13 protein-coding genes and 1 pseudogene are annotated in these 25,119 nt (G+C 32.3%); 9 read left to right on the top strand and 5 right to left on the bottom strand.

What is annotated here, in order from left to right; translation table 11 throughout:
* Nucleotides 1-2: 2 nt before the first annotated feature.
* The 4 genes from pdhA to porU form a co-directional block, all read right to left on the bottom strand.
* Nucleotides 3-1,001 (bottom strand): pyruvate dehydrogenase (acetyl-transferring) E1 component subunit alpha, encoded by a 999-nt coding sequence (pdhA, locus tag CLU82_RS11725; RefSeq protein WP_100843272.1) that lies wholly within the window; start codon nt 999-1,001, stop codon nt 3-5.
* A gap of 163 nt (nt 1,002-1,164) precedes the next feature.
* Nucleotides 1,165-1,647 (bottom strand): cytidine deaminase, encoded by a 483-nt coding sequence (cdd, locus tag CLU82_RS11730; RefSeq protein WP_100843273.1) that lies wholly within the window; start codon nt 1,645-1,647, stop codon nt 1,165-1,167.
* A 147-nt stretch (nt 1,648-1,794) separates the two neighbouring features.
* The gene (gene porV / locus CLU82_RS11735) at nt 1,795-2,988 is read right to left on the bottom strand and encodes a type IX secretion system outer membrane channel protein PorV (RefSeq protein WP_100843274.1); all 1,194 of its coding nucleotides are present in this window, start codon (nt 2,986-2,988) and stop codon (nt 1,795-1,797) included.
* A 42-nt stretch (nt 2,989-3,030) separates the two neighbouring features.
* Nucleotides 3,031-6,858, bottom strand: a complete 3,828-nt coding sequence (gene porU / locus CLU82_RS11740; protein ID WP_100843275.1) for a type IX secretion system sortase PorU — start codon at nt 6,856-6,858, stop codon at nt 3,031-3,033.
* 212 nt (nt 6,859-7,070) lie between these two features.
* Here porU and gldJ point away from each other — a divergent pair, with 212 nt between their 5' ends.
* The 3 genes and pseudogenes from gldJ (at nt 7,071) to CLU82_RS11755 (ending at nt 11,739) form a co-directional block, all read left to right on the top strand.
* Nucleotides 7,071-8,774, top strand: a complete 1,704-nt coding sequence (gene gldJ, locus CLU82_RS11745) for a gliding motility lipoprotein GldJ (protein ID WP_100843276.1) — start codon at nt 7,071-7,073, stop codon at nt 8,772-8,774.
* Between the two features lie 64 nt (nt 8,775-8,838).
* Entirely contained in the window at nt 8,839-10,125 is a 1,287-nt protein-coding gene (gene murF, locus CLU82_RS11750) for a UDP-N-acetylmuramoyl-tripeptide--D-alanyl-D-alanine ligase (protein ID WP_100843277.1), read from the top strand.
* A gap of 92 nt (nt 10,126-10,217) precedes the next feature.
* Nucleotides 10,218-11,739: pseudogene (locus CLU82_RS11755) on the top strand (IS1182 family transposase).
* Nucleotides 11,740-11,841: 102 nt separating this feature from the next.
* On the opposite strand, the gene CLU82_RS11760 reads toward CLU82_RS11755, so the two are convergent.
* Nucleotides 11,842-14,715, bottom strand: a complete 2,874-nt coding sequence (locus CLU82_RS11760) for a triple tyrosine motif-containing protein (RefSeq protein WP_100843278.1) — start codon at nt 14,713-14,715, stop codon at nt 11,842-11,844.
* 368 nt (nt 14,716-15,083) lie between these two features.
* Between CLU82_RS11760 and CLU82_RS11765 the strand changes: the two genes are divergently transcribed.
* The 6 genes from CLU82_RS11765 (at nt 15,084) to CLU82_RS11790 (ending at nt 25,093) form a co-directional block, all read left to right on the top strand.
* On the top strand, nt 15,084-18,194 hold the full coding sequence (locus CLU82_RS11765; RefSeq protein WP_100843279.1) for a TonB-dependent receptor: 3,111 nt from the start codon (nt 15,084-15,086) through the stop codon (nt 18,192-18,194).
* 14 nt (nt 18,195-18,208) lie between these two features.
* Nucleotides 18,209-19,714, top strand: coding sequence for a RagB/SusD family nutrient uptake outer membrane protein (locus CLU82_RS11770; RefSeq protein WP_100843280.1), 1,506 nt, complete (start codon nt 18,209-18,211; stop codon nt 19,712-19,714).
* A 17-nt stretch (nt 19,715-19,731) separates the two neighbouring features.
* A complete protein-coding gene (locus CLU82_RS11775; protein WP_157813351.1) occupies nt 19,732-20,814 on the top strand; it encodes a hypothetical protein in 1,083 nt (360 codons plus the stop codon).
* Nucleotides 20,815-20,823: 9 nt separating this feature from the next.
* On the top strand, nt 20,824-21,777 hold the full coding sequence (locus CLU82_RS11780) for a hypothetical protein (RefSeq protein WP_100843282.1): 954 nt from the start codon (nt 20,824-20,826) through the stop codon (nt 21,775-21,777).
* Nucleotides 21,778-22,147: 370 nt separating this feature from the next.
* Nucleotides 22,148-23,242: a family 16 glycosylhydrolase gene (locus CLU82_RS11785; protein ID WP_100843283.1), complete on the top strand. Its 1,095-nt coding sequence runs from the start codon at nt 22,148-22,150 to the stop codon at nt 23,240-23,242.
* Nucleotides 23,243-23,644: 402 nt separating this feature from the next.
* Entirely contained in the window at nt 23,645-25,093 is a 1,449-nt protein-coding gene (locus CLU82_RS11790) for a glycoside hydrolase family 30 beta sandwich domain-containing protein (RefSeq protein ID WP_100843284.1), read from the top strand.
* Nucleotides 25,094-25,119 lie beyond the last annotated feature (26 nt).

The raw sequence follows: 25,119 nt of genomic DNA on the forward strand, positions 1-25,119 counted from the left end.
ATTTATAGTTTATGAGGTGTGAATGGATAGTTTTCTTGATCGTATACTACATCGTATAATTGTTGAATTTCTGGGTAAGGAGATTCTTCTGCAAATTGAACACATTCTTCAACACGATCTTTTACTCTTTGATCAATTACTTCAATTTCAGCTTCAGTAGCATATTTTTGATCTAAAATCACATCTAAAACTTGCGTGATTGGATCTATTTTTTTGTATTCTTCAACTTCTTCTTTAGAACGGTATAATTGAGCATCAGACATAGAGTGACCTCTGTATCTATATGTTTTCATCTCAAGGAAAGTTGGTCCATCACCACGTCTTGCTCTGTCGATTGCTTCAGTCATTGCTTCGGCAACTTTTACAGGATTCATTCCGTCAACTGGTCCGCAAGGCATTTCGTATCCTAAACCTAGTTTCCATATATCAGTATGATTTGCAGTTCTTTCAACAGAAGTTCCCATTGCATATCCATTGTTTTCAACAATGAAAACTACAGGAAGTTTCCATAACATAGCCATATTGAAGGCTTCATGTAAAGAACCTTGACGTGCAGCTCCATCTCCGAAGTATGTCATAGTAACTCCACCGGTTCCATTGTATTTGTCTCCAAATGCTAAACCAGCTCCCAATGGAATTTGACCACCTACAATTCCGTGTCCACCATAAAAACGGTGCTCTTTAGAAAAAATGTGCATTGATCCACCCATTCCTTTAGAAGTTCCAGTTGCTTTTCCTAAAAGTTCAGCCATTACTCGTCTTGGGTCTACACCCATACCAATTGGTTGAACGTGATTTCTGTAAGCAGTAATCATTTTGTCTTTTGTCAAGTCCATAGCATGTAAAGCACCTGCTAAAACTGCCTCTTGACCATTATATAAGTGTAGAAAACCTCTAACTTTTTGTTGAATGTATAATGCCGCAAGTTTGTCTTCAAACTTTCTCCAAAGTAGCATGTCTTCATACCACTTTAAATAAACTTCTTTTGTAACTTCTTTCATCTGAAATAATTCTTTTGCTTAAGTGTTATTGTTTTATCAATTGTGACCTAGTAACGCAAAATAGTTTCCTCACCACAAATTTGCGCCCCGAAGGGATCGGGATGCAAAAATAACACATTCCTATTAAGAACTAAAATTTAAAAGCTAAATTTTAGTTCTTTTTTTAAAGTAATTTGTTATCAAACATAAAAGGGAGTAAATTTTTTAAGGATGATGACTGATGTATTTCTCCTGTTTCGCCCATATAATAGATTTCTATTGGCGTATTTTGGCGTATTTCATATTCAGCAATTGATTGCCTGCAAGCACCACAAGGAGGAACTGGTGTAGTTGTAGAATTGTTGTCTGAAGTAGCGGTAATTACTATTTTTAATATACTAGCCTCTGGATAAACAGCTCCAGCATAAAATATCGCAACTCTTTCTGCACAAAGTCCAGAGGGATATGCTGCATTTTCTTGATTAGAGCCTACAACAATTTCTCCATTGTTCAGTAAAATAGCTACACCGACTCTAAATTTAGAATAGGGTGCGTAGGCATTTTTTCTTATTTCTATTGCTTTTTTCATCAAGTTTTGTTCCTCTTGAGGTAATTCTTGAATGGATTCAAATACATTAATTTTTGAAGTAATTGTTATTTCTTTCATTTGAATGCCGTTTTGATGATTTCTAATTAGCTAAAATAAAATTGTTTTTTTATTTTTAAAGAACAGTATAATTTGTTACTTAAAAAACAAAAAATCCAGACTTCATTGCTGAAATTGGATTTTTTTGTTTTTATATTAAAATTTCTACTAATAGGTTTCGTATTTTTCCCCAAAGTTGAATGATAAAGAGAAACGTAAAGTATTTTCTAATGGGTTTTGTACTTTAGATGTTGAGAATAGGTATGAAACATCTACTTTGACAGTACTGTATTTAAAACCAGCTCCAAGTGAGAAAAACTCTCTTGCTCCTTTGTCTGGGTTTTCATGAAAATATCCAGCGCGAAATGAAAAAGAATCTTGATAAACATATTCAGATCCCAATGAGTAAGTTACCTCTTTCAATTCTTCGCTAAATCCTCCAGGAGCATCTGAAAATGATTGGAACATTCCTGCAAACCAGCCTATGTTTTTATAGTCTTCATTAGATATTTCGTAATCAGTTTTGTCAATAATACCATCATTGTTCATGTCTTTACCTTCATAAACACCAGCACTAGTGTTGAATACTTGTGGCGTTGGTACTAATAATTTACTTAATTCTAGATTAACGGAAATTTTATTGTATTCGTCTAAAATAAAATCAAATCCTCCTCCAAGTTTCATATTGGCGGGTAAAAAATTGCCATTTATGATATCATTGTCATAATGTAGTTTTGGTCCCATGTTTTGAAAATTAAAACCAGCCCTCCATCTACCATTAAAATCACTATATGCAATTTCTTCTGATTGATAGAACCCAGCTACATCTACTGCAAAACTACTAGCTGCGGTAGCATCATTATTTTCAGTTGCTACTTTTAGATTTGAGTTTATGTAACGACCCGCTACTGCCATGGAAAATTGGTCACTCAATTTTTGTGAATATGATAAATCAAATGCAAATTCATTGGGAGAAACCTTCACAACATCACTATCAAAATCTTTTCTTAATTCAATTTCACCTAGGCCAAAATAACGAAAACTGGCAGCAAAAGCACTTCTGTCGCTATATTTATTGTAATAGTTTAATTGAGCTAATGAAATATCATTAACTAATTCAGTTAAATATGGAGTGTAACTTACCGAAAACCCTTGTTGATCTTCAGCAAAAGCATATTTCGAGGGATTCCACTGTTGTGAAAAACCATCTGTAGAGGTAGCAACTCCATTGTCTGCCATACCTGCTGCTCTGGCATCTGCAGCTACAAGAAGAAAAGGTACTGCCGTTGTAATATTGTTTTCCTGAGCTTGAATGAAATTAAATGGATGAAAGAATATTACTAATAAAAGGACTTTTTTCATTATTTTAGATAAAAATTAATTTGGCATAAATATACTATAAAATTAAAGAATCACAAGTTTTTCAATCTTTTCAACTTTCTTATTGGATAAGGTTGCCTTTACGGTAAGCTTATAAACATAAACTCCTTTTCCAATTCTATTTCCAAAATCATCCCGAGTGTCCCATGTTATTTCTCGTGATAAAAAGCCTGGAGTAGTAATGGTTTGGTTTTTTGTCCAAACAACTTTTCCAGTAATTGTTAATACTTGTACCTGTACTTCTAAGGGTTCATTTGGTTTATTATGGGTAAACCAAAACTCTGTATAGTTTATACAAGGATTTGGGTAATTTAATACGTTTGTTAATGTTACGGTTTCGTTTCCGACAACTAAAAATTGTATTTCAGAAGTTGTAGCATTATTGTATACATCCCAAACAGTAAATGTAATTGTATGCAGGCCTGTTTTTAAATTCCTAAAAGGAAAGTGTAAATTACCTTTAGTATAGCTATCTAACTCGGTTTGGTAATAATCATTCAAAATAGTAGGGTTGTTTACATCTCCATCTAATACAGCTACTATATCATGACCAATCCCTCCCGCAGTATTTATCCCGCTTTCATCCTCCAAATAGGCAATAAAAATAGGTGATTCATTGGTAATGCCTCCTGAGACAAATGTTTCATCATTCATATATAACTTCACTTTTGGAGTATTATTGTCTGCAACTGCATTTTCATTAATTCCGCCTATCTTTATTGTTGTATCATAGCCAGTTACATCTTCTAATAATTGGTTTTTTTGAGCATAAAAACTTATTTTTCCATTATCCAAAGGAATACGAATATCTTTTGGAACAATAAAACTGTATTCAAATTGGCCATTGGTTACAGATGCATTTCCTCTAAAAATTGCTTCACCTAATGCTGAGAAATTTATTGTGGGACTATAGCCATCATTATTTAATGTGCTTTTGGTTGTTTTTTTATCAAATAAGATTGTAGATAAAGCTCCATTATAATTAGTAATTGTTATATTGTTTTCATCGGTTATTTCTCCAGATATTTTCATTTTAGACAATGATTTGAAATCGGGAATTGTTTGATTAACTGGTATGTCATTTACTTTGGTAAGTATTATTTTTGGTTTAGGAATAGCAAGAAATATTGCTGGATCACCTATATAAAGAACGACGTTTGTTGCTGAGTTTGGATTTTCATTTTTAGATATTCTTAAAGCTTCGGCTATAGAAACATATTGGTTGGAGCCATAAGCTAAAAGGTTTTTTGCAAAAACATCATTGAAATTTTCAGCACTAAATTGTCCAATTGAACGAATAGTTGAAACTAGAGAAATTGCTCCTCCTTTTGAATTCCAATAAATATATTCTCCAGCTGTAGGTCTAGTGGGGTTGTCAAAGCGAGAAAACTCGCATGTTATAGTTATAAATAAGGGATATTTATATTGATTAGTTAAGCTTTGGCTATCAGCTTTGTCCCAAATTCGCTCACTTGACAGGCCATCTTCTCCTCCGTGACCTAAATAATTGAAAACTAATGCTCCTTTTTCAAATTCGTTGTAAAATTCGGATTTGACTTTAGGATATCTTTCTCCGCCTGCAGAAGCTTCTTGAGTATAAGCATCTAAAAATATTTTAGATACATTCAGAAATGGTTTTTGAGTTTCAATTTCGTCTGATACAGTATTTTGTCTTGATTGTAAAGTGGCATCAGAGGTTTTGTCTGAATCATCGGCGAGAGTAATATAATTATTTCTCCATGAACCATATGCTTTTTTGTCATAGTATTCGAAAACTTTGTTAACCATTTCATTAGCTTGAGTTGTGTTACTAACTAACATTCTACCAATAGCTATATCAACACCTCCATAATAATTGGTAATATTTCCTTCAGTATCATCCATTAATCCATAAAAATCATCAGAAGCAAAAGAAGCTTCACTAATAGTATTACTGATTAAAGACTCATATATGGGGACAATGTTATTATTGTTTGAAATTCTATTTTTGTAATCGAAAGAAGCATCTCCAAAAAGATTTACATATTTTACTTTTTTATCGGTAGATGAAGCGTTGTCGTAAATGTATTTAATACAATTTCTAATCGCTGCAATATCTTGTTTTCCTGAAGCAAATTCTTCGTAAATAGATTCTAATGTAAGTACTTTTACATTTAAATTAGAATTTATCCGGTGAAAAGAAGCCAGTTTCTCTGCTTGAGTTCTTAAAAAATCTGGAGTGATTATTACATAGTCAATGTCTTGAAATTGACCTTGCGTATTTTTGAATATTGTTCCTTTTATATTAGTGTTAGCTATTTTTGATTTGCTTTCTTTTAAAGGAGAGTAGTAGTCATTTGAGTCGATGGCAATGTATTTTTGGAGCTCACCTAGATTATCCTTGAAAGAGAATGTGTTTCCACTAATATTTTCTGTTTTGGTTACATTATATATATCGCTTACATTCCAAATTTGAGAAATAGATGTAGCGTTTGAGAAATTATAGGATACTACACCAAGACTTGAATTAGCTAAATCATATTGAAAATGAAATTGCTTTCCGAATCCCTGTAGTTTACTTTTTGCTTTTAATTGAATAAAATCTAAGAAACCTTTAGATCCAGGAACTCCGTTGTTGTTATAAATTAATTTTATTTTTATGCTTGGGGAACCAGTAAATGTAGTATTAGATAGTTTTTTTTGTTCATATTGTTTGTCATCACCTGAAATTAAGGATGTAAATGAAACAGTACCAACATCAAGTCCATTGGCTGCTACTTTAAAAGAAGTAGGGGTATAAGCGGCTGATGCCAAAGAAATGTTCAAATTAACTGGCGTAGATATGTCAATGTTAGGGTAATCAAATGTAAATTCTTGTGTTTCATTAATTTCAAATGATTCTCCAACCCATTGGCGTCCTACTTGTGCAATGTTTTTTTCGTCTACTTCGTGAAATTGATAATCATCATATGAAGTTAGAGTAGTAGTACTGGCAGCTGTTGGCTGTTGCATGTCCAAAATTCTTTTTCCATCATCTCCCTGTACTGTTATATAATAATAAGATTTTGTGTCATACAAATTAATGTTAGTTTGACTTTCTTCATTCCAATTTGAAGTTCCTTCACCGTAAAATAAAATATAATCCTCAGAATTGAAAACACCATCATTTTCTCCTTGTATTTGGATTGCATTTTCTGTTAAATCATTTGGGTAAAAAGAGCTATTTGCTAGCGGAAGCATCTTACCTCCATTACCGTAGAGTTTTATTTTTTTTGGATTAATGCCATTTAAATTAATGCCTAATTGTTGTAAGAATTCTTTCGAAATTTTATAAACTCCAGATTTTTCTATGTAAAAACGGTACCAATCTCCTGAATTTAAAACTGAATTATTGATGTTGACTTTGTTTTTAATTGAAGTATTTTTTTTGGTAGAGCCATTATTTATCGTGTAAGAAAAAGATTTTACTCTTTTGTATCCTGAGTTATCCTTTATTATAGGGGAGATTCTTAAAAAATTTTGAATGTTATCTCTCGATTTAACATTATAAAAATTGGTTTTTATTGAAGAAGGGATGATTGATGGATTTAAATTCCCAAGGGAGGAAGCTGTTATTGCATCATAGATTATATTTGTAATTTGAAGGCTTTTTACATCTAAATCATTACTGCTATTTAAATTTAAATTGTAATAAAGTGCTCTATCAAACGGGTCATAAGAATAGCTATTTCCTTTAAAAACAGGTGTTTGTGTTTTAGTATTTATAGATGATATAGTGTTGTTTTCTAACCAGTCAATAGTTATATCTCCTTTTGCTTGAGCAAATGTTAGAATTGGAAACAGTAAGATAAAATAAAAGACTAGATTTCTCATGGAAATTGATAACGATTTGGAGTGTAAATAATTGATAAAAGTAAATAAAAAATATTAAAAGTCTTTTTTCTTGTTTTGTGTAATAAAAAATATATTTTTGCGTTTTAATATATCTAAAAAAACGTTAAAAATTAAGTTGAAAAGGGTTTTGTGGTTTAATTTTAATTATTAAATTGCACAACCTAAATTTTAATAATTACCTACTAGAAACTATGAAAGTAAATAAGACTATCCCCTTAATAAACGTGATGCTGTCAGTTGCATTAATATTAGGATTAGCTAGTTGTAGCAAAAAATCTAAATCAGACAGCGCTTCAAGAGGAACAGGCTGGAATGTAAGCAGTTCTAAAGGTGGTTTTGCTAAAGGAAAAGCTGGTAAAACGCAAGAGACTGGTCCAGGGTTGGTGTTTATAGAAGGTGGAACTTTTACAAAAGGACTAATACAAGACGATGTAATGCATGATTGGAATAATGTGCCAAGTCAGCAACACGTGATGTCTTTTTATATGGATGAGACAGAGGTTACCAACTTAATGTACCTTGAATACCTTGAATGGTTGAAAAAAGTTTATCCTCCAACTGAAGAAAATTATAAAAATATTTACGAAGGAGCTTCGCCAGACACACTTGTTTGGAGAAATAGATTGGGTTATAATGAGACAATGACTAATAACTATTTAAGACATCCTGCATATGCTAATTATCCAGTTGTTGGAGTAAATTGGGTTCAAGCTGTTGAATTTAGCAAATGGCGAACAGATCGTGTAAATGAAGCTGTCTTAGAAAAAAATGGATATTTAAAGAAAAATGCTAAGTCATTAGATGTTTCTGCAGAAAGTACTTTTAGTACTGAAACTTATTTGGCAGCACCTACAATGACTTATGGAGGTAATGAAGAAATTCTTCTAAAAGGTAAAGGGGCGTCTAAAAAAGGACCAAAACCAGATAAAGATGGAAACGTTGTTGAAGAGAAAAATGTGTATGCACAAAGATCATCTGGGATATTATTGCCAGAATACAGATTACCAACCGAATCTGAGTGGGAATATGCAGCTGCAGCTGATGTAGGACAAAGAGAATACAATATTTACAAAGGACAAAAGAAATATCCTTGGTCTGGTACCTATACTCGTTCAGGAAAAAGATCTAATAAAGGTTTCCAATTAGCTAACTTCAAACAAGGTAATGGAGATTATGGTGGTATTGCAGGTTGGTCTGATGATGGAGCTGATATTACTAATGAAGTTAAGAAATATCCAGCAAATGACTTCGGTTTATATGATATGGCAGGTAACGTTGCGGAATGGGTTGCTGACGTTTATAGACCTATTGTTGATGTAGAAACAAATGATTTCAACTATTTTAGAGGAAATGTTTATACCAAAAATAAAATTGGTAAAGATGGAAAAATCGAGATTATCACTAATAAGGATATCGTTTATGATACTTTAAGTAATGGTAAACTAGTTCCTAAACATTTAGCTGGTGAAATAGCACAAGTTCCTGTTGATGATAATGAAACTTACTTAAGACAAAATTTTAGTACAAGTGATAATATCAATTTCAGAGATGGAGATAAACAATCTAGTAAGTATTATAAGTTTGGAGGAGCAGATGCGGATAAAGCAAAGCCTTCTGAAAAAGAAACAATGTACAATTCACCTAAACAAAATGTAAGAATTGATAGTTTAGGTAATATGGAGAGAAAGTACGATAAGTCTAACAAGAGAACGACTTTGATAAACGACGCAGTTCGTGTTTATAAAGGAGGATCTTGGAGAGATAGAGCTTATTGGTTAGATCCTGCGCAAAGAAGATTCTTTCCTCAAGATATGGCAACAGATTACATCGGATTTAGATGTGCTATGTCTAGAGTAGGTTCTAAATCAAATACAAAAAGATCGCCAAGAAATTAATTTTTTAGAATAATATTAATAAAAGCCCTTTCATTAGGGCTTTTATTTTTTAAATTATATTTATATGGATATTAATTACATTCATAATTTGTTTTTGAAATGCAATTCGATTTCAATTGACACTCGTAAAATAGGTGTAAACTCTTTTTTTGTGGCTATTAAAGGAGAAAATTTTGACGCTAATACTTTTGCTAAAGAAGCGCTTGATAAAGGAGCTTCTTACGTGCTGATCGATAACAAAGATTATTTTATTGACGAAAGAACTGTTTTAGTTGAAAATAGTTTAATTGCACTTCAAGAATTAGCAAAATTTCATCGAGTTTATTTAAAGTTACCTATAATTGCTCTTACAGGGAGTAATGGAAAAACGACTACAAAAGAATTGATAAATGTAGTTCTTTCGAAGAAATTTATAACTAAAGCCACTATTGGAAATTTAAATAATCATATTGGCGTGCCTTTGACCCTATTGTCTTTTAATAAAGATACAGAGATCGGAATTGTAGAAATGGGTGCCAATCATAAAAAGGAGATTGAATTTCTTTGTGAAATTGCACAGCCTGATTATGGGTATATTACTAATTTCGGCAAAGCGCATCTTGAAGGATTTGGCGGAGTTGAAGGTGTTATTCAGGGGAAAAGTGAAATGTATCATTATCTTTCTGGGAATGATAAATTAGCTTTTGTTAATTTCGAAGACCCTATTCAAGTTGAAAAAACAAAAGATTTTAAATTGTATTCTTTTGGAATAAATAATAAGAATGTTGATGTAAATATTAGCCATGTAGAGGCAAATCCTTTTGTAATTGTGTCTTATTCTCAAAATGAAATTTCGACTCATTTAATTGGACTGTATAATGCTAATAACATCAATGCAGCAATTGCAATAGGAAGCTATTTTGGAGTAGAAAATAAAGCTATAAAAGAGGCACTTGAAAGTTATATTCCTGAAAATAACAGATCACAGTTAATGATCAAAGGAACAAATGAAATTATTTTGGATGCTTATAATGCAAACCCTAGCAGCATGAAAGTTGCTATTGATAATTTTGTATTATTAGACAAAAAGAATAAAAGTCTTTTTCTAGGTGATATGTTTGAATTAGGAAAAGAAAGTTTGGTAGAGCATAAAGGAGTTTTAGATTTATTGGTAAATCAAGATACTATTGATTGCTATTTTATTGGTAAAGATTTTTGTCAAAACAAAATAGCTAAATCGAATTTCTTCTTCTTTGAAAATTTTGAAGACTTTTCAGAAGTAATTAAAAATAAAAAAATTGTAAATAACATGATTCTTATTAAAGGCTCTAGAGGAATGGCTCTTGAAAGAACATTAGAATTATTGCATTAATATAAGAAGCCGTCTCACAACTTGAGGCGGTTTTTTTTGAATTTTCGCAAGCTATTTTGCAGGTTTATGTGTTGATTTTTAGCGCTTTAAACATGAGATTCAAACATTACAACCAGCACCATACGACCCTTTTACCTTATTCTTTTGATGACTTTATTACTCAAAAGTATCCTGTACGCATTGTAGACCAAGTTGTCAGCCTTAAACATTAAACCGCTAAAAGCCTATAGCGAAGAAGGAAACCCCGCCTATCACCCCAAAATGCTGCTTTATGCTTATATGACCAATATTTATTCCTCGCGAAAAATAGAAGCAGCAGTTAGAGAAAACATTAACTTTATGTGGCCTACAGGTATGACTGTTGTTGACCATAATACTATTAGTCGATTTAGAACCAATAAATTAAAGGACTCCTTTAAAGAAATCTTCAAACAAGTTGTTTTAATGCTGACAGATGAAGGATTGATTTCTCTAAAACAAATCTTTACAGATGGAATAAAAATTGAAGCACAAGCCAATAAATATAGTTTTGTCTGGGGTAAAAGCATAAAAACCAATAAAGCAAAAATGCTTGCCCAATTAGAAGAGCTGTGGAAATATGCTCAGAGTATCTCAAATGAAGACAGCAGTAATCCCGACCCGCCTGAGTTCAAAGAAATCAGCAGATAAGTTATTGAGAAAACTGTAGCTGAAATAGATGCTAAACTCTCTGGAAATGAAAAAGCAAGTTCAAAATCTAAAGCTAAACTGCGCTATATCAATCAAAATTTCACCAAAAATATTGAGAAATATCAGCAGCAAGAAGCCATTTTAGGAATACGAAATTCTTATAGTAAAACAGATACTGATGCTACTTTTATGAGGATGAAAGAAGACCATATGCTTAACGGTCAATTAAAACTAGGGAACAATACTCAAATATCAACCGAGAATCAAATTATTGTAAACTACACTGTGCATCAAAATTCTACTGATACAAAAACTTTAAAACCGCATTTAGAAAATCTTAAAAAAACCTTTGGAGAGAAAATATTTAAAGGTTAGAAGAAATCACCGCCGATGCTGGTTATGGAAGTGAAGAAAACTATGATTACCTCGAACAAGAAAGTCTTACGGCTTATGTGAAATACAATACTTTTGATAAAGAACAAGATAAAAACTATCAAAAAAAGCACAAAACTTTTAGTAAAGAAAATCTTTATTACAACTCAGAAGAAGACTTTTATGTTTGTCCGATGGGTTAAAAAATGCAAAAAAAACACACCAAAGCAAACGTACAACAGAGGCAGGTTTACAAGCAGTGTTTATCACATTATCGGGCTCAAAACTGCGAAGGCTGTCCGTTTGCAGGTCAATGTTTTAAAGCCAAAGCAATCGAAGTATAGAGCGAAATCAGAATCTGGAAAGGTGTAAATAACGAACCAGAGAATTACTGCTTAATGAAAAAGGAATCCAAAAACGAAGACAGCACACTGCAGATGTAGAGCCTGTGTTTGCGCAGCTCAAACATAATAATGGATTTAGACGATTTACCTTAAAAGGACTTAAAAAGGCGAATTAGAGTTCGGATTAATGGCTTTAGCTCATAATTTAAGAAAGATAATCGCAGCATAAACCATTTATATATGTTCATTCGTTTTTTATAAAAATCAAACTAAAATCTAGCATATAAAAAACCGCCTCAAATTTAGTATTGAGACGGCTTCTTTTTTTGTTCTATTTTATACTCATTAAGTACCCGATTAAATTTTCTTTTTGATTTAATTCTAGTTTTTTTCTTAGCCGATATCTGGCTAACTCTACTCCTCCTGTTGATATATTCATGAATTCAGCAATTTCTTTGGTTGACATGTTCATTAATAAGTAAGTCGCCAAGTCCATTTCTCTTGGAGAAATATTAGAGTGTTTTTCTTTTAATTTTTTAAGAAAATCAAAATGAACATTTTTCAAATGTTTTTCAAGATCCTTCCAGCTTTTGTCAGTGTTAACTTCCTTGGTAATACTTCTGTTTAGTTTTGTAAATTGTGCCTTTGTGTCTTCATCAAATGAATTTGTGTTTATGTCTTTTAATTTTTGAATAATTCCATTTAATATTTTATTTTTCTTTACTACTTGCAATGTATTGTTAACTAGTTCTTTGTCTTTTGATAGTAGTTTTATTTGTAATTTATCATTTTCTAATTTTTCTATTTCTTTTTCCAGTTCATATTGTTCTTGTTTAATTTTGGTTTCTTTTTCTAAATATAATCTTCGTTGTTCTAATGTTTCAAAATGACGGTTTTTTCTTATTTTTTTTCTTATGGTAAATCTAATGTAGTAAACTAGACCAACGGCCATCATTAAGTAAATTAAGTAGGCTAATGAATTTCTGTACCATGGCGGAAATACTCTAAATTCAATTGATGTTTCATTCGATTGGATCCCAAAACTATTTCTTGCTTTCACCTTCATTTTGTAGTTGCTTTCTTTTAAATTGGTGTATTCTTTTATGGTATTGTTTGACCAAGTACTCCAATTTTCATCAAAGCCTTCTAGTTGATATGAAAATTCAAGATTTTCGAGATTCTCGTATGAAGGAGAGGCAAACGTAAATTTTACTTGGTTTGACGCATAGGGTACTTCGTATTCCTCTATTTTGTTTTGTTCATTTCCTAAGTATATTGTGTCACCAGGAAATGTAAAACTCCTTATATGTGCTATAGGTTTTGATGAGGATTTGTTTTCAATAGCAGAATCATAATGGGCTAGTCCATCCGTTAATCCTATAAAGGTGTTTTTGGAGTCAATGGTGTTTATCGACATATAATTGGCTACTAAATTTCCAGTTAAATTTGAAAAAGGAGCTATAACATGTTTGTATTTGTTGTTTCCTGTTTTCATCAGTGCTCCCATTGATTCATTAAAGATATACCAAATATTTCCATTAATATCTTCTTTTAATTCTTTGATTTTTGGAATTGATTTGAATATATTGGTTATTATAGTGTTTTCTACAAATGTGTCTTGTGTTGTTGAATAAGTGTAAAAAATATTATTTGATTGAAAAAAAACTTTATTATTTATTTTTTGAAGGCTTCCAATACCAGAATTTTGTTCTGAAAATTGACTAAAGATCTTTATGGAGTTAGTTTTTCTTAAGTTATTATTTAATGTGATTTTATATATATATTGATCTTTTTTTAGCCATAAATAATCTTTATCAATTTCAAAAGTATTGGATGACTTGTCGATTCCTTCTATTTTGTTTCTATACTTCATTCCTGAGTTAGTCTTTTCAAAAATAGAAAAGCCATTGTAATTAGCTCCAATGAAAAAATTAGCATGATTAGGTATTGATTTAAATCCAAAGTATCCCTGAGAATCAAGATTTTTAATCATTTTTCCATTTTGTATAAATAAGGCACCTTTGTTACTAGCGCATATTAGTTCTCCATTTATGATTTGGACATTCCATGCTTGAGCTGTTGTTCCTTCAACAAGTTTAAAAGAGCCTTCTTTGAAATCTGTATCCCAAGGATGGTAAAAAACTCCTTGGTTTGTTGCAACATATAAATATCCTTTATGTATGACAGAGGAATAAACGGTGCCTAAATTATAACTAAATCCAAAATAGGTCAGAAATGAGTTCTCGTTTACATATGTAATTCCATTATCTAATCCCAGCCATAAATTATTGTTGTTGTCTATAAAGGAAGTAAGAACTGTATTGTTTTGAAGTCCCTTACTGCGGTCTATATGTTGAATAATATTTCCATTTAAATCGCAAACTATTATTCCTTCAAGGACAGAATTAATTACAATGTATTTGTTTTTGTATAGTACACAGCCCAATGAGCCATTTTTTTTAACAAATGTATTGGCTTCTGTATTCCAAGGTGTTGTTTGATTATTTGTTATGATGAAAAGTCCTTTGTCTAATGTAGAAGCTAGAATATTATTTTTTTTTAATTCGATCATGCCCCAAACTTCAGAATTGTTTAAAGTGTTTGAGCCTTTGAGGTAGCTGAGTTTGCCGTTTTTATATTCCATAATTCCAGATTGAATATCTTGAATATATAATTTTGAATTGGTTAGGAATGAGAATTGAAATCTTTTTGGTGCATTTATAACTTTAATTTTGTTATTCTTATAGATATATATGCCATTAAAAGATTGAAAAATAACTTCATCTTTATATAAGTGTATTTTCCAAATAAAATCAACTCTGTTTAGTGTTTTTTCATTCAATAAACTAGTAAGAGAAGTGTATTCAAGTTTTCCTTTTAAATTGGGTTTAAAGTAACCAAACTCATAATAGCAGCCCACATATATTTTTCCAGATGGATCTAATTTTAAGCTTTTAATTGCTTCGGAATTTTTTGCTTTGTATTTGTTCCATGTTGTCCCATCAAATTGTAAGAGACCATCATTGTTTCCAAAATACACGTTTCCATTTTTATCTTGATCGATATTCCAGTTTTGTGTGCCACCCTTATAATCTGTTCTGCTATAGTTTTTAATGTGTGGTAGTCCAATTTTTTTTACTTGACCTAAAACGATTGTAGTTAGATTCATTAAAATAAATAACAAAAGAATTTTTGTGAATTTCATGTAATGTTTCTTTTTATTCTTTTGAAAATGTATATAAGTTGATATCATTATTAGTGGTTGTAATTAGTTTTATTAAGGTTTCTGAGTGCTTTTTAGCTAAATTTCGGGACGCTTTTGTGTAATTTTTGCTAAAGTATTTAAATTATAGTAATTGTAGTGGTTTTTTTTTATTTAATTTTTTTTTAAGTAATATTTTTTAATTTTTAAAAAACTTAAAATCAAGTATTTATATTTTTTGTGTTGTATTTTTGTAAAGTAGTTATAACGTTATTGATGTGTTTTTGTAGTAGTTTTTTATTGTCGATATAAAAAAAAATACCTTAGTATTGCATTAAATAACTAATTAATTAACCAAAATAATCAGAAAAATGAAATTATTAAAAACATTTATTTTTTGTATTTTGTCAATCTTATTCTCAGTTTATGCTCAGGCACAGGAAGCAGCTATAAACGGAAAAGTGATTGATGAATCGGGGTTGCCAATTCCAGGGGCAACCATAGTTTTAAAAGGAAGTTCATCCTCAACGTCTACAGATTTTGATGGTAAGTTTCAAATCAATGCTCCTAAAAATGGAGTTTTGACCATCAGTTTTGTGGGATATAAAACTGTTAATATAGAAATTAATGGTCAATCATCGGTGCAAGTAAAAATGTATTCTGCATCGCAAGATTTAAATGAAGTTGTGGTTGTAGGTTATGGTACACAAAAGAAAAGTGTAGTTACAGGATCGATTTCAAGTGTAAGAGCTAAGGATTTAGAAAAAGTTCCTAATGGGCGTATAGAACAAGCATTACAAGGTAGGGTTTCTGGAGTTACAATAGCGGCTAGTTCTGGTCAGCCAGGATCCTCATCAACAATTCGTATTAGAGGTATTACTACTTTTGGTGAAGGAGGAAATGATCCACTTTGGGTAGTTGACGGTGTTGTTGTAGATGCAGGTGGTATTGGTTACCTTAATCAGTCAGATATTGAATCTATGGAGGTTCTTAAGGATGCTGCTTCTGCTGCAATTTATGGAACTCGTGCTGCTACTGGTGTAATTTTAGTTACAACTAAAAAAGGAAAATCTGGAAAAATTACTGTTAATTACAATGGTTTTGCTGGTGTTTCAGCTCCAGCAAAAACTTTAGATTTGCTAAATGCAACTCAATATGCTACTTTGTTAAATGAGAAATCACTTGCTGGTGGTGGATCGGTAGTATTTTCAGATCCTGCTTCTTTAGGTAAGGGGACTGATTGGCAAAAAGCTATTTTCAATAAAAGTGCATTTCGTTATTCACATGAATTGAGTATTAGTGGAGGAAGTGATGCTTCTACTTTTTATGCTTCATTTGGACTTCAAGATCAACAGGGAATTGTTTCAACCGAGATTTCTAATTATAACAAAAAGAGCTTCCGTTTAAACTCAACGCACAAAATATCTAAAGTATTTACTTTTGGACAAACATTTGGCTTTACGAGACAAAAATCTGTTGGTATTGGTAATACAAATAGTGAATTTGGTGGGCCATTGAGTTCTGCAATTAATTTAGATCCAACTACCCCAATCATTATAACAGATCCTGTCATAGCAAACTCTGCTCCATATAGTACTAATCCTGTTATTAAAGATGCAAATGGAAATCCTTATGGAATTTCTAGTTTAGTTGGTCAAGAGATGAGTAATCCATTAGCTTATACTCAAACAAGATTAGGCGGTTACAATTGGTCTGATGATTTAGTTGGTAATGCATATCTAGAGGCAACAATAACTAATCATTTCAAATTTAGAACTACTTTTGGAGGAAAAATTGCATATTGGGGAAATCAAGCATTTACTCCTGTTTATTATTTGAGTGCTACAGTAAACTCACTTAAAAATAATTATGCTCAAAGTGAAAATAGCAACTTCGCATGGAATGTCGAAAATATTGCTACTTATTCAAATTCTTTTGGAGATCACAATTTAACGGTATTATTAGGTCAAGGTGCCTATGTTACTAATATCGGTGGTGGCTCAGGAGCTACAATGTATGGTTTACCTATTACAAATTATCAAGACGCTTCTTTCAACTTTGATATTCCACAAGCAAATAGAAGTAGCAGTACTTATGATATGACAGAACACAAATTGGCATCTTTATTTTCACGTGTTAATTATGATTTTAAGGAAAAATATTTATTGACTGGTATTATTCGTCGTGATGGATCGTCTCGTTTTGGAGGAAATAATAAGTTTGGTGTATTTCCATCTTTTAATTTAGGTTGGGTAGTTACTAAAGAAGAATTTTGGAAAGATAATGAAGTAATTAATACATTAAAAATTAGAGGAGGATATGGTGTTGTTGGAAATGATGCTATACCAGATTTTAGATTTCTTTCTTTAGTACAAGGAGGTTATAACTATTCTTTTGGGAATACAGGTGCAATAACAACGGGTTATGCTAAACTTACATTAGATAATCCAGATTTGAGATGGGAAGAAACTTCTCAAGGTAATATAGGATTTGAATCAACTTTCTTTCATGATTTAAGTCTTACTGTAGATGCATATAATAAAAAAACTACTGGTATTTTGCGTCCTATAAATATTCCTGGTTATGTTGGAGTTACTGATAATCCAACTGGAAATATAGCCGATATGGAAAACAGAGGAATTGAAGTTGAATTAGGATATAGAAAACAATTAGGAGATTTGCATTTGTCAGCAAATGCTAATTTCTCGTATTTAGAAAATGAAGTTACTTATGTTGCTTCTGATACAGATTATATTGTTGGAGATGCCAGTTTTCAAAGTATGGGAGCTGTGACAAGAACAAAAGTAGGACAATCATATAATTCATTCTATGGATTAAAAACAGCAGGAATTTTTCAAAATCAAGCCGAAGTTGATTCTTACAAGAATGCAGCAGGAGGTCTAATTCAACCAAAAGCTGTACCTGGTGATTTTCGTTGGATTGATACAGATGGTAATGGTTCTATTACTGATGATGATAGACAATTCTTAGGTAGTAATATTCCAAAATACACATTCGGTTTTACTTTGAATTTGGATTATAAAAATTTTGATTTTATGGCATTTGCCCAAGGAGCTGCTGGTAATAAAATTTTCCAAGGTTTGCGTAGATTAGATATCGGAAATTCTAATTATCAAACAGTAGCTATGAGCCGTTGGACGGGTGAAGGAACCTCTAATGATTATCCAAGACTTACTACTGATGATGACAACGGAAACTTTGGTAAGATGTCAGATTTCTACTTAGAAGATGGAGATTATCTACGTTTGAAAATAGTTCAGTTTGGTTATTCGTTACCAACGAATGTTGTTTCACAAATAGGGGCAAGTAGAGTTCGCTTCTACATAACAGGAGAGAACTTATTCACTATTACTAAATATACTGGGTATGATCCAGAAATTGGTGGAGGTGTATTTGGAATAGATAAGGGAGTATATCCACAAGCAAGAACATTCATGTTTGGAGCTAATCTACAATTTTAATAAAATTAAGAATTATGAAAACGATAAAATATAAATACTTTTTTATTGCAATAGCAATGGCTTCTTTAGGATCTTGCTCAAATGAGTTTGTAGATGTAAAACCAGAAGGATCATTTCTTACTGATAGTTATTACAAAAATGAGGAACAGGCTACAGCTGCTCTTGTTGGGGTCTATGATCCTATTAGAAAAAATTCAGGAGGTTTTGATAATATAATCACCATGATGAATGCTGGTTCTGATGATTTCTATTCAGGAGGAGGAGGATCTACAGACGGACAAGGAATTCAAGATTTTTCAACACATTCACTTACTTCAATAAGTATTCAAGGAAGTTTATGGAATGATCATTATCAAGGTATTTTGAGAGCCAATATACTGCTTGAGAAATTACCGACAGTTGCTATGTCTGATGCTTTAAAATCTAGATTTACTTCAGAGACAAAGGCATTACGTGGAATCTATTATTTCAATTTGGTTCGTATGTTTAAAAATATTCCATTATTATTGGAGCCTTTGCAAAAGGCTAATATGTATGATGTATTACAAGCAACTCCTGAAGCTGTTTATGCACAAATTGAAAAAGATTTGACCGAAGCTATACCTTCTTTACCAACTTCTGTTTCAGCTGCAACTGAATCTGGTCGTCTTACAAAAGGTGCTGCTCAAGCGATGCTTGGAAAAGTATATTTGTTTGAAGGAAAGAAAGTTGAAGCTGCTGCTGTTTTGGCTGAAGTAAACGGAACACCTGGTGAAGTCAATCAATATGGAAATAAATTATTGGATAGTTTTAGTGATTTATGGGTAGTTTCGAATAAGTTCAATGCAGAATCACTTATTGAAGTGTCTCATACTAGTGCAGGAAATTCTGATTGGGGATTTTGGGGTTCAGGTAGAGATGAAGGAAATTCAGTAAATATTATGGTAGGACCTAGAACTTACTCAAAAACAGGGGATTTAGCTCCAGATCTACCTTCAGGATGGGCTTTTAATGTTGCAACGCAAAATTTGTATGATGCAATAAAGACAGATCCAAGGTTTGAAGCGACAATATTGGATATTAAAGCTTTGCAAGCTGACAAACAGGCTGATTATATTCCAGCATATCAAGATACAGGTTATTTCTTAAATAAATTTCTTCCTCGCAAAGGAGATGTTCGTACCGGTGGTGGAGCGGCTGAATTAAATTACAAGCAAAATACTTATGTAATTAGACTTGCTGATACTTATTTAATGGAAGCAGAAGCATTAGGTTCAGGAACAAGAGCCCAAGCATTACTTGATGCTGTAAGAGCAAGGGTGGGTTTACCTTCAGTTCCAGTTACGCTTCAAGCGATCAAACTGGAAAGGAGAATGGAGTTTGCAGGTGAGGGACTTCGATTTTTTGACTTAGTAAGATGGGGTGATGCAGGTACTGTATTGGCTAATAGAGGATTTGAAACTGGTGTTGATGAAATTTTCCCAATTCCAACAAGAGAACTTCAAGGAACCAAATTGAAACAAAACCCTGGTTATAATTAATTAAAAGACAAAATTATATGAAAAAGATAAAATTTATATTCAGCCTTGTCGCCTTGATGGCTGTTGCAATAAGTTGTTCGATAGAGGGTATTAGTGATGATACTTCTCTGAGAGGGTCAGCTACAGAAAATGTTAATATACTATTTGATATTAGTGATGACAATTCGGGAAATGTAAAAATATCGCCAACCGCAGATGGAGCTTCATCATTTATTGTAGACTATGGTCAAGGTACTGATGGACCTGTTACTTTAAAAGCTGGGGAAAATGCTACTCATGCTTATCCTGAAGGAGATTATACCGTAAAAGTTACAACAGTTTCCATATCTGGAGCTACATCAGAATCAACCGCACCTTTGAAGGTTGTTTATAGAGCTCCAGAAAACCTAGCAATTACAACTATAGATGAAACAAAAGTTAGTGCTACAGCTGATTATGCTAGTTCATTTTTAGTATATTATGGAGATGTTGCTAATGAAGTAGGAACACCAATGGCTTTAGAAGAAGTATTGCCTGCTCATACTTATCCTGCAACAGGTGGCTCTTTTGTACTGAAAGTGGTAGCCTTAAGTGGGGGCGCTGCAAAAACCGAAGCAACCAAAACACTATTTGGATTCCCTATAGATTTTGAAAATGCTTCAGTAGATTACTTTTTTGGGACTTTTGGTGATGTGACTTTTTCCAAAGAAGCAAATCCAAGTGCCACAGGATTAAATACTAGCGCAATGGTGGGTAAATATACCAAACCAGCAGGAGTGCCTTCATGGAGTGGAACTTATAGTCCCTTGAATGTTCCAATCAATTTTTCTTATGGTAAAAAAGTTAAAGTGTTGGTTTATAATCCTAATCCAGCAAATATTGGTAAAAAACTTAATATTGAATTGGAAGCGGCAATTGGCGGAACACCAGCAAATGGTGTTGCGGTGCTAAAAGCGGCATTTACTACCTCGGGTGCTTGGGAAGAATTGGTATTTGATTATAGTGTTATTTCTGGAATACCAGATGGAACTAAGTTTGCACAGCTTGTTTTACGATTTAATGATTCAGCAGATGGAGCTGGAGAAGTAATTTATATAGATAATATTAGATTAACTAATTAAAAAAAAAATATGAAGACAAATATAAAATACATTTTAGGACTTTTCATTGTTATTGCCCTAACGTTGGTTAGCTGTAGCGAGACAGAATACAGTCTGGGAAATTTGAATGCTCCTTCAAATATTGTAATCAATTTTGAAGTTGTTGGCGTAGATGCTGATCATCCGAATGGTAACGGTTCTGGTGATGTGAAATTTACTGTGACTGCAGATAATGCCCTTTCATATAAGATGGACTATGATAATAATAATCCATTGGATTTGGCATACTTGGAAAATGGAAAGGCAACCAAAAAATTTACAAAAACTGGGGTGAATACTTATACTGTTACTGCTGTGGTTTATGGAGCTGGAGGTGCTTCATCTACAATTACACAAGACGTTACTGTCAGAAGTGATTTTACACTTGCACCAGAGATTGTAACGGCATTAACAAATGATGCCTCAAAAACTTGGATTGTTGATAAAAGTGTACCAGGCCATTTAGGAGTTGGACCTTGGGATCCAACTTCTACCGGTCCTGCATGGTGGTCTGCTGGGGTTGATGAAAAAGTAAGTACAGCAAATTGCTTATATACAGCAACTTTTACTTTTTCTGTAGCTGCGGGTAATTATGCGCTAAAAGTTACAACTGTTGATGGAGCTTTTACAAAAACGGGTGCATTAACTACTCTTCCGGGTATTCCTGGTTCAGGAGGTGAGGGATGTTATGATTATCCAGGAGGGACTTCTCCATTCTCTTTTGCTCCTGCTTCAAGTGGTGCTCCTGCTGTTCCAGCGGCCCCAGGTAATTCACCTTCTACGCAGACAGCTATAATTTTATCAGGAGTAAATACTTTTATTGGTTATGGTGCGACACTGAAAGAATATGAAATCTTAGTTATTGATCCTAATTATTTATACCTAAGAGTACAAGGAACTGAAACTGGAAATGCTTGGTATCTTAAACTAAAACCGGCACCTTAATAATTTAACTAAAAACTGTAAGCTCAGAACTTTTGCTGAGATTGTTCTGGGCTTTGTTTTTAGTTTAATTGAATTGATTCAAAACACGAAAATAAATATGTTGTATAGATTAAAAAATGAAAATTTTCTGTTATTGAATGTTTTGTGCACTATAATTTTTTTATTAACAACCTCTAATAAAGACAGAGCTTTCAGAGGAAGTAAATTTTGAATTTTAAGTATATTGTATGTCTATGAAACGGCTACATTTTAAGAAAAAAACTCAGTTTTTCAAGTAAAGTTAAGTTAGGTTTGAGTTGGTTGAATAGCCCATTCTTTATTGATTATGGGCTATTTTTTTAAAGATAATGTTTTAATGAGTAGATAAAAAATGAAAAAATATTTTTCTAGAATTAATGTGATTGTTGTATTGTATTGCTTTTTATTTATTTCTTGTAGCGGTTCGAATTCAGATGATCCAGAAGTGAAAAATGAAAATAAAACACCTACAAATTTAATGATTATTCCTACAATAATTGGGGCCACATCTCAAAATCCAAATGGAGACGGAAGCGGAATCGTGAATTTTACTTTGTCGGCAACAAATGCAACCTCATATAAAATTAGTCTTGGAAATGGAGAAATAAAAGAAGTAACAAACGGAAGCTTTACGTATACTTATACTACATCGGGTTCTAATACTTATGTGCTATATGTATCTGCTTATAATGGTGTTAAATTTGTTAGTACGTCACTCTCTATTACTGTTTTGGTTCAATCCAATCCTAATGTGTTTCAATCCAAATTAATTTGGTCTGATGAATTTAATACTGATGGTGCACCGGATCAATCCAAATGGAATTTTCAAATTTGGGATCCAGGTTATGTTAATAATGAACTTCAATCTTATACGGATCGCCCAGAAAATACAATTGTCCAAGATGGAGTCTTGAAAATAAAAGCCATCAGAGAAAAATATGGAAAGGGAGACTTTACTTCTGGAAGGATAGAAAGTAACAATAAATTTTCTTTTAAATATGGCAAAATAGTAATAAGAGCAAAACTGCCTGTTGGAGGTGGAACTTGGCCAGCAGTCTGGATGTTGGGCGGAAACATTGGTAGTGTAGGTTGGCCTGCATGTGGGGAAGTAGATATTTTAGAGGAAGTAGGAAATAATTTGAATGTGAATCATTCATCGTTGCACTCTCCAGGACGTTCAGGAAATACTCCAGATACAGGAATTGTAAAAGTCCCTAATGGAGATACCGAATTTCATATTTATACTGCAGATTGGACTACAAGTTATATAAAGTTTTATGTGGATGACAAATTGTATTACAGTTTTTCAAATAATTCTACTTTTCCTTTTAATCAAAAGTTTTACTTGATTATAGACTTTGCAATGGGAGGTAGTTTTGGTGGAAATGTAGATCCAAATTTCACCTCTTCAACTTTTGAAGTGGATTATATAAGAGTATATAATTAGAATGGTTTGTTTAAGTTAAGTAGTTAGGTCTTCATTAGCAGTTTCTATTTTTAATTTGAATAGGAGCTCTAGTGAAGAATTAATTTAATATGTTTTAACTCATATAAATACCCCGTTATTTTAATGGGAGATTTTAATTCAAAACCCGAAATAGATCGCATAATAGCATTAAAAAAACAAGATGAATCATGCCAAAAATGATTTCAAAAGAAAAACCTTTTGGCCTATGGAAAGTTTAATAGTTTTAAATATAATGTAGCATCAACACTTTTGATTGATTACCTTTTTATCCAAAGGAACTGCAATTATAGCTAATAAATATAATGTTTTATCAGAAGTTAAAGATTTGAAATATCCATCGGACCATTTTCCTGCTTTGTCGAAATTAATTACAAATAAAAAATGAAAAAAATACAACAATTGGCGAACCTTTTTTTAATAATAGTTTTTTCGCTTACACACATTAGTTGTTCATCTTCAAATGGTCGTAGAGACGAACCAACGCCAATACCAGTAGTAAAAAATGAAGTTGATTTTTGGTTGACAAAAGGAAATCAATCAGCACTTTTACAAAAACAAGCAGGAATTTTAGTTTTTGAAACTAAGATAAATACGTATCAAAACATAGAAGTCAGCGACATTCAGACGTATCAAATTATTGATGGTTTTGGATTTACATTGACTGGGGGAAGTGCCCAAGTGATAAATCAATTGGCTATACAAAAAAAGAAAGACTTATTGCTAGAATTGTTTGGTTCTGGTGATAATTCAATTGGTTTGAGCTACCTAAGAATTAGTATAGGAGCTTCAGATTTGAATGCGACTCCTTTTACATACGATGATATGGCAACTGGACAAACAGATGTTACTTTGACTAATTTTAGTTTGACTCCTGATATGACGCATTTGATTCCGTTGCTGAAAGAAATTTTAGCTATTAATCCTAATATTAAAATAATGGGTTCTCCATGGTCTGCACCGCTTTGGATGAAAGACAATGATAATTTTATCGGAGGAAGTTTACAACCTCAATATTATGAAGTTTATGCACAGTATTTTGTCAAATTCGTTCAAAAAATGAAAGCTGAAGGAATTGTAATTGATGCAATTACTCCTCAAAATGAGCCTTTACACGGGGGTAACAATCCAAGTATGGTAATGACTGCTTTGCAACAAGCTGATTTTATAAAAAATAATTTAGGACCGGCATTTCAATCAGCCAATATTGCCACAAAAATAATTACTTATGATCATAATTGTGATAACCTCCAATATCCAATTACGATCCTAAAAGATGTTGTAGTTTATCCTTTTGTAACTGGTTCAGCATTTCATTTGTATGCCGGTGATATTAGTGCATTGTCTACTGTTCATAATACATTCCCAGATAAAGATGTCTATTTCACAGAACAATATACTTCATCTGTAGGTGCATTTGATGGTGATTTAAAATGGCAAGTTAAAAATGTAATTATTGGCTCAATGCGTAATTGGAGTAAAAATGCTTTGCAATGGAATCTTGCCAATGATGATTCTTTTAGTCCTCATACTCAAGGGGGATGTACTACTTGTAGAGGAGCATTAACAATTAATAGTAGTGAATCATTTATTAGGAATGTTGGATATTATGTAGCGGCTCATGCTTCCAAGTTTGTACCTGCAGGATCAGTAAGAATTGCGAGTGAGATTGTAGGTAATTTACAAAATGTTGCTTTCAGAACTCCAACTGGAAAAAAAGTGTTACTAGTTGTAAATGATGGGGATACGACTGAATTGTTTAATGTTAGGTACAACGAAAAATGGATTACTACTTCGCTTGAAGGTGGAGCAGTAGGAACATATACTTGGTAATAATTACCGCAAAAAAATATAAAAAT

It is taken from the genome of Flavobacterium sp. 5 (assembly GCF_002813295.1).
Classification (GTDB): domain Bacteria; phylum Bacteroidota; class Bacteroidia; order Flavobacteriales; family Flavobacteriaceae; genus Flavobacterium.

Bases quoted from the DNA above. Each gene is read 5' to 3' on its own strand.
- pdhA (WP_100843272.1), bottom strand. From the start codon at position 1,001: ATGAAAGAAGTTACAAAAGAAGTTTATTTAAAGTGGTATGAAGACATG.
- cdd (WP_100843273.1), bottom strand. From the start codon at position 1,647: ATGAAAGAAATAACAATTACTTCAAAAATTAATGTATTTGAATCCATT.
- porV (WP_100843274.1), bottom strand. From the start codon at position 2,988: ATGAAAAAAGTCCTTTTATTAGTAATATTCTTTCATCCATTTAATTTC.
- porU (WP_100843275.1), bottom strand. From the start codon at position 6,858: ATGAGAAATCTAGTCTTTTATTTTATCTTACTGTTTCCAATTCTAACA.
- gldJ (WP_100843276.1), top strand. From the start codon at position 7,071: ATGAAAGTAAATAAGACTATCCCCTTAATAAACGTGATGCTGTCAGTT.
- murF (WP_100843277.1), top strand. From the start codon at position 8,839: ATGGATATTAATTACATTCATAATTTGTTTTTGAAATGCAATTCGATT.
- CLU82_RS11760 (WP_100843278.1), bottom strand. From the start codon at position 14,715: ATGAAATTCACAAAAATTCTTTTGTTATTTATTTTAATGAATCTAACT.
- CLU82_RS11765 (WP_100843279.1), top strand. From the start codon at position 15,084: ATGAAATTATTAAAAACATTTATTTTTTGTATTTTGTCAATCTTATTC.
- CLU82_RS11770 (WP_100843280.1), top strand. From the start codon at position 18,209: ATGAAAACGATAAAATATAAATACTTTTTTATTGCAATAGCAATGGCT.
- CLU82_RS11775 (WP_157813351.1), top strand. From the start codon at position 19,732: ATGAAAAAGATAAAATTTATATTCAGCCTTGTCGCCTTGATGGCTGTT.
- CLU82_RS11780 (WP_100843282.1), top strand. From the start codon at position 20,824: ATGAAGACAAATATAAAATACATTTTAGGACTTTTCATTGTTATTGCC.
- CLU82_RS11785 (WP_100843283.1), top strand. From the start codon at position 22,148: ATGAAAAAATATTTTTCTAGAATTAATGTGATTGTTGTATTGTATTGC.
- CLU82_RS11790 (WP_100843284.1), top strand. From the start codon at position 23,645: ATGAAAAAAATACAACAATTGGCGAACCTTTTTTTAATAATAGTTTTT.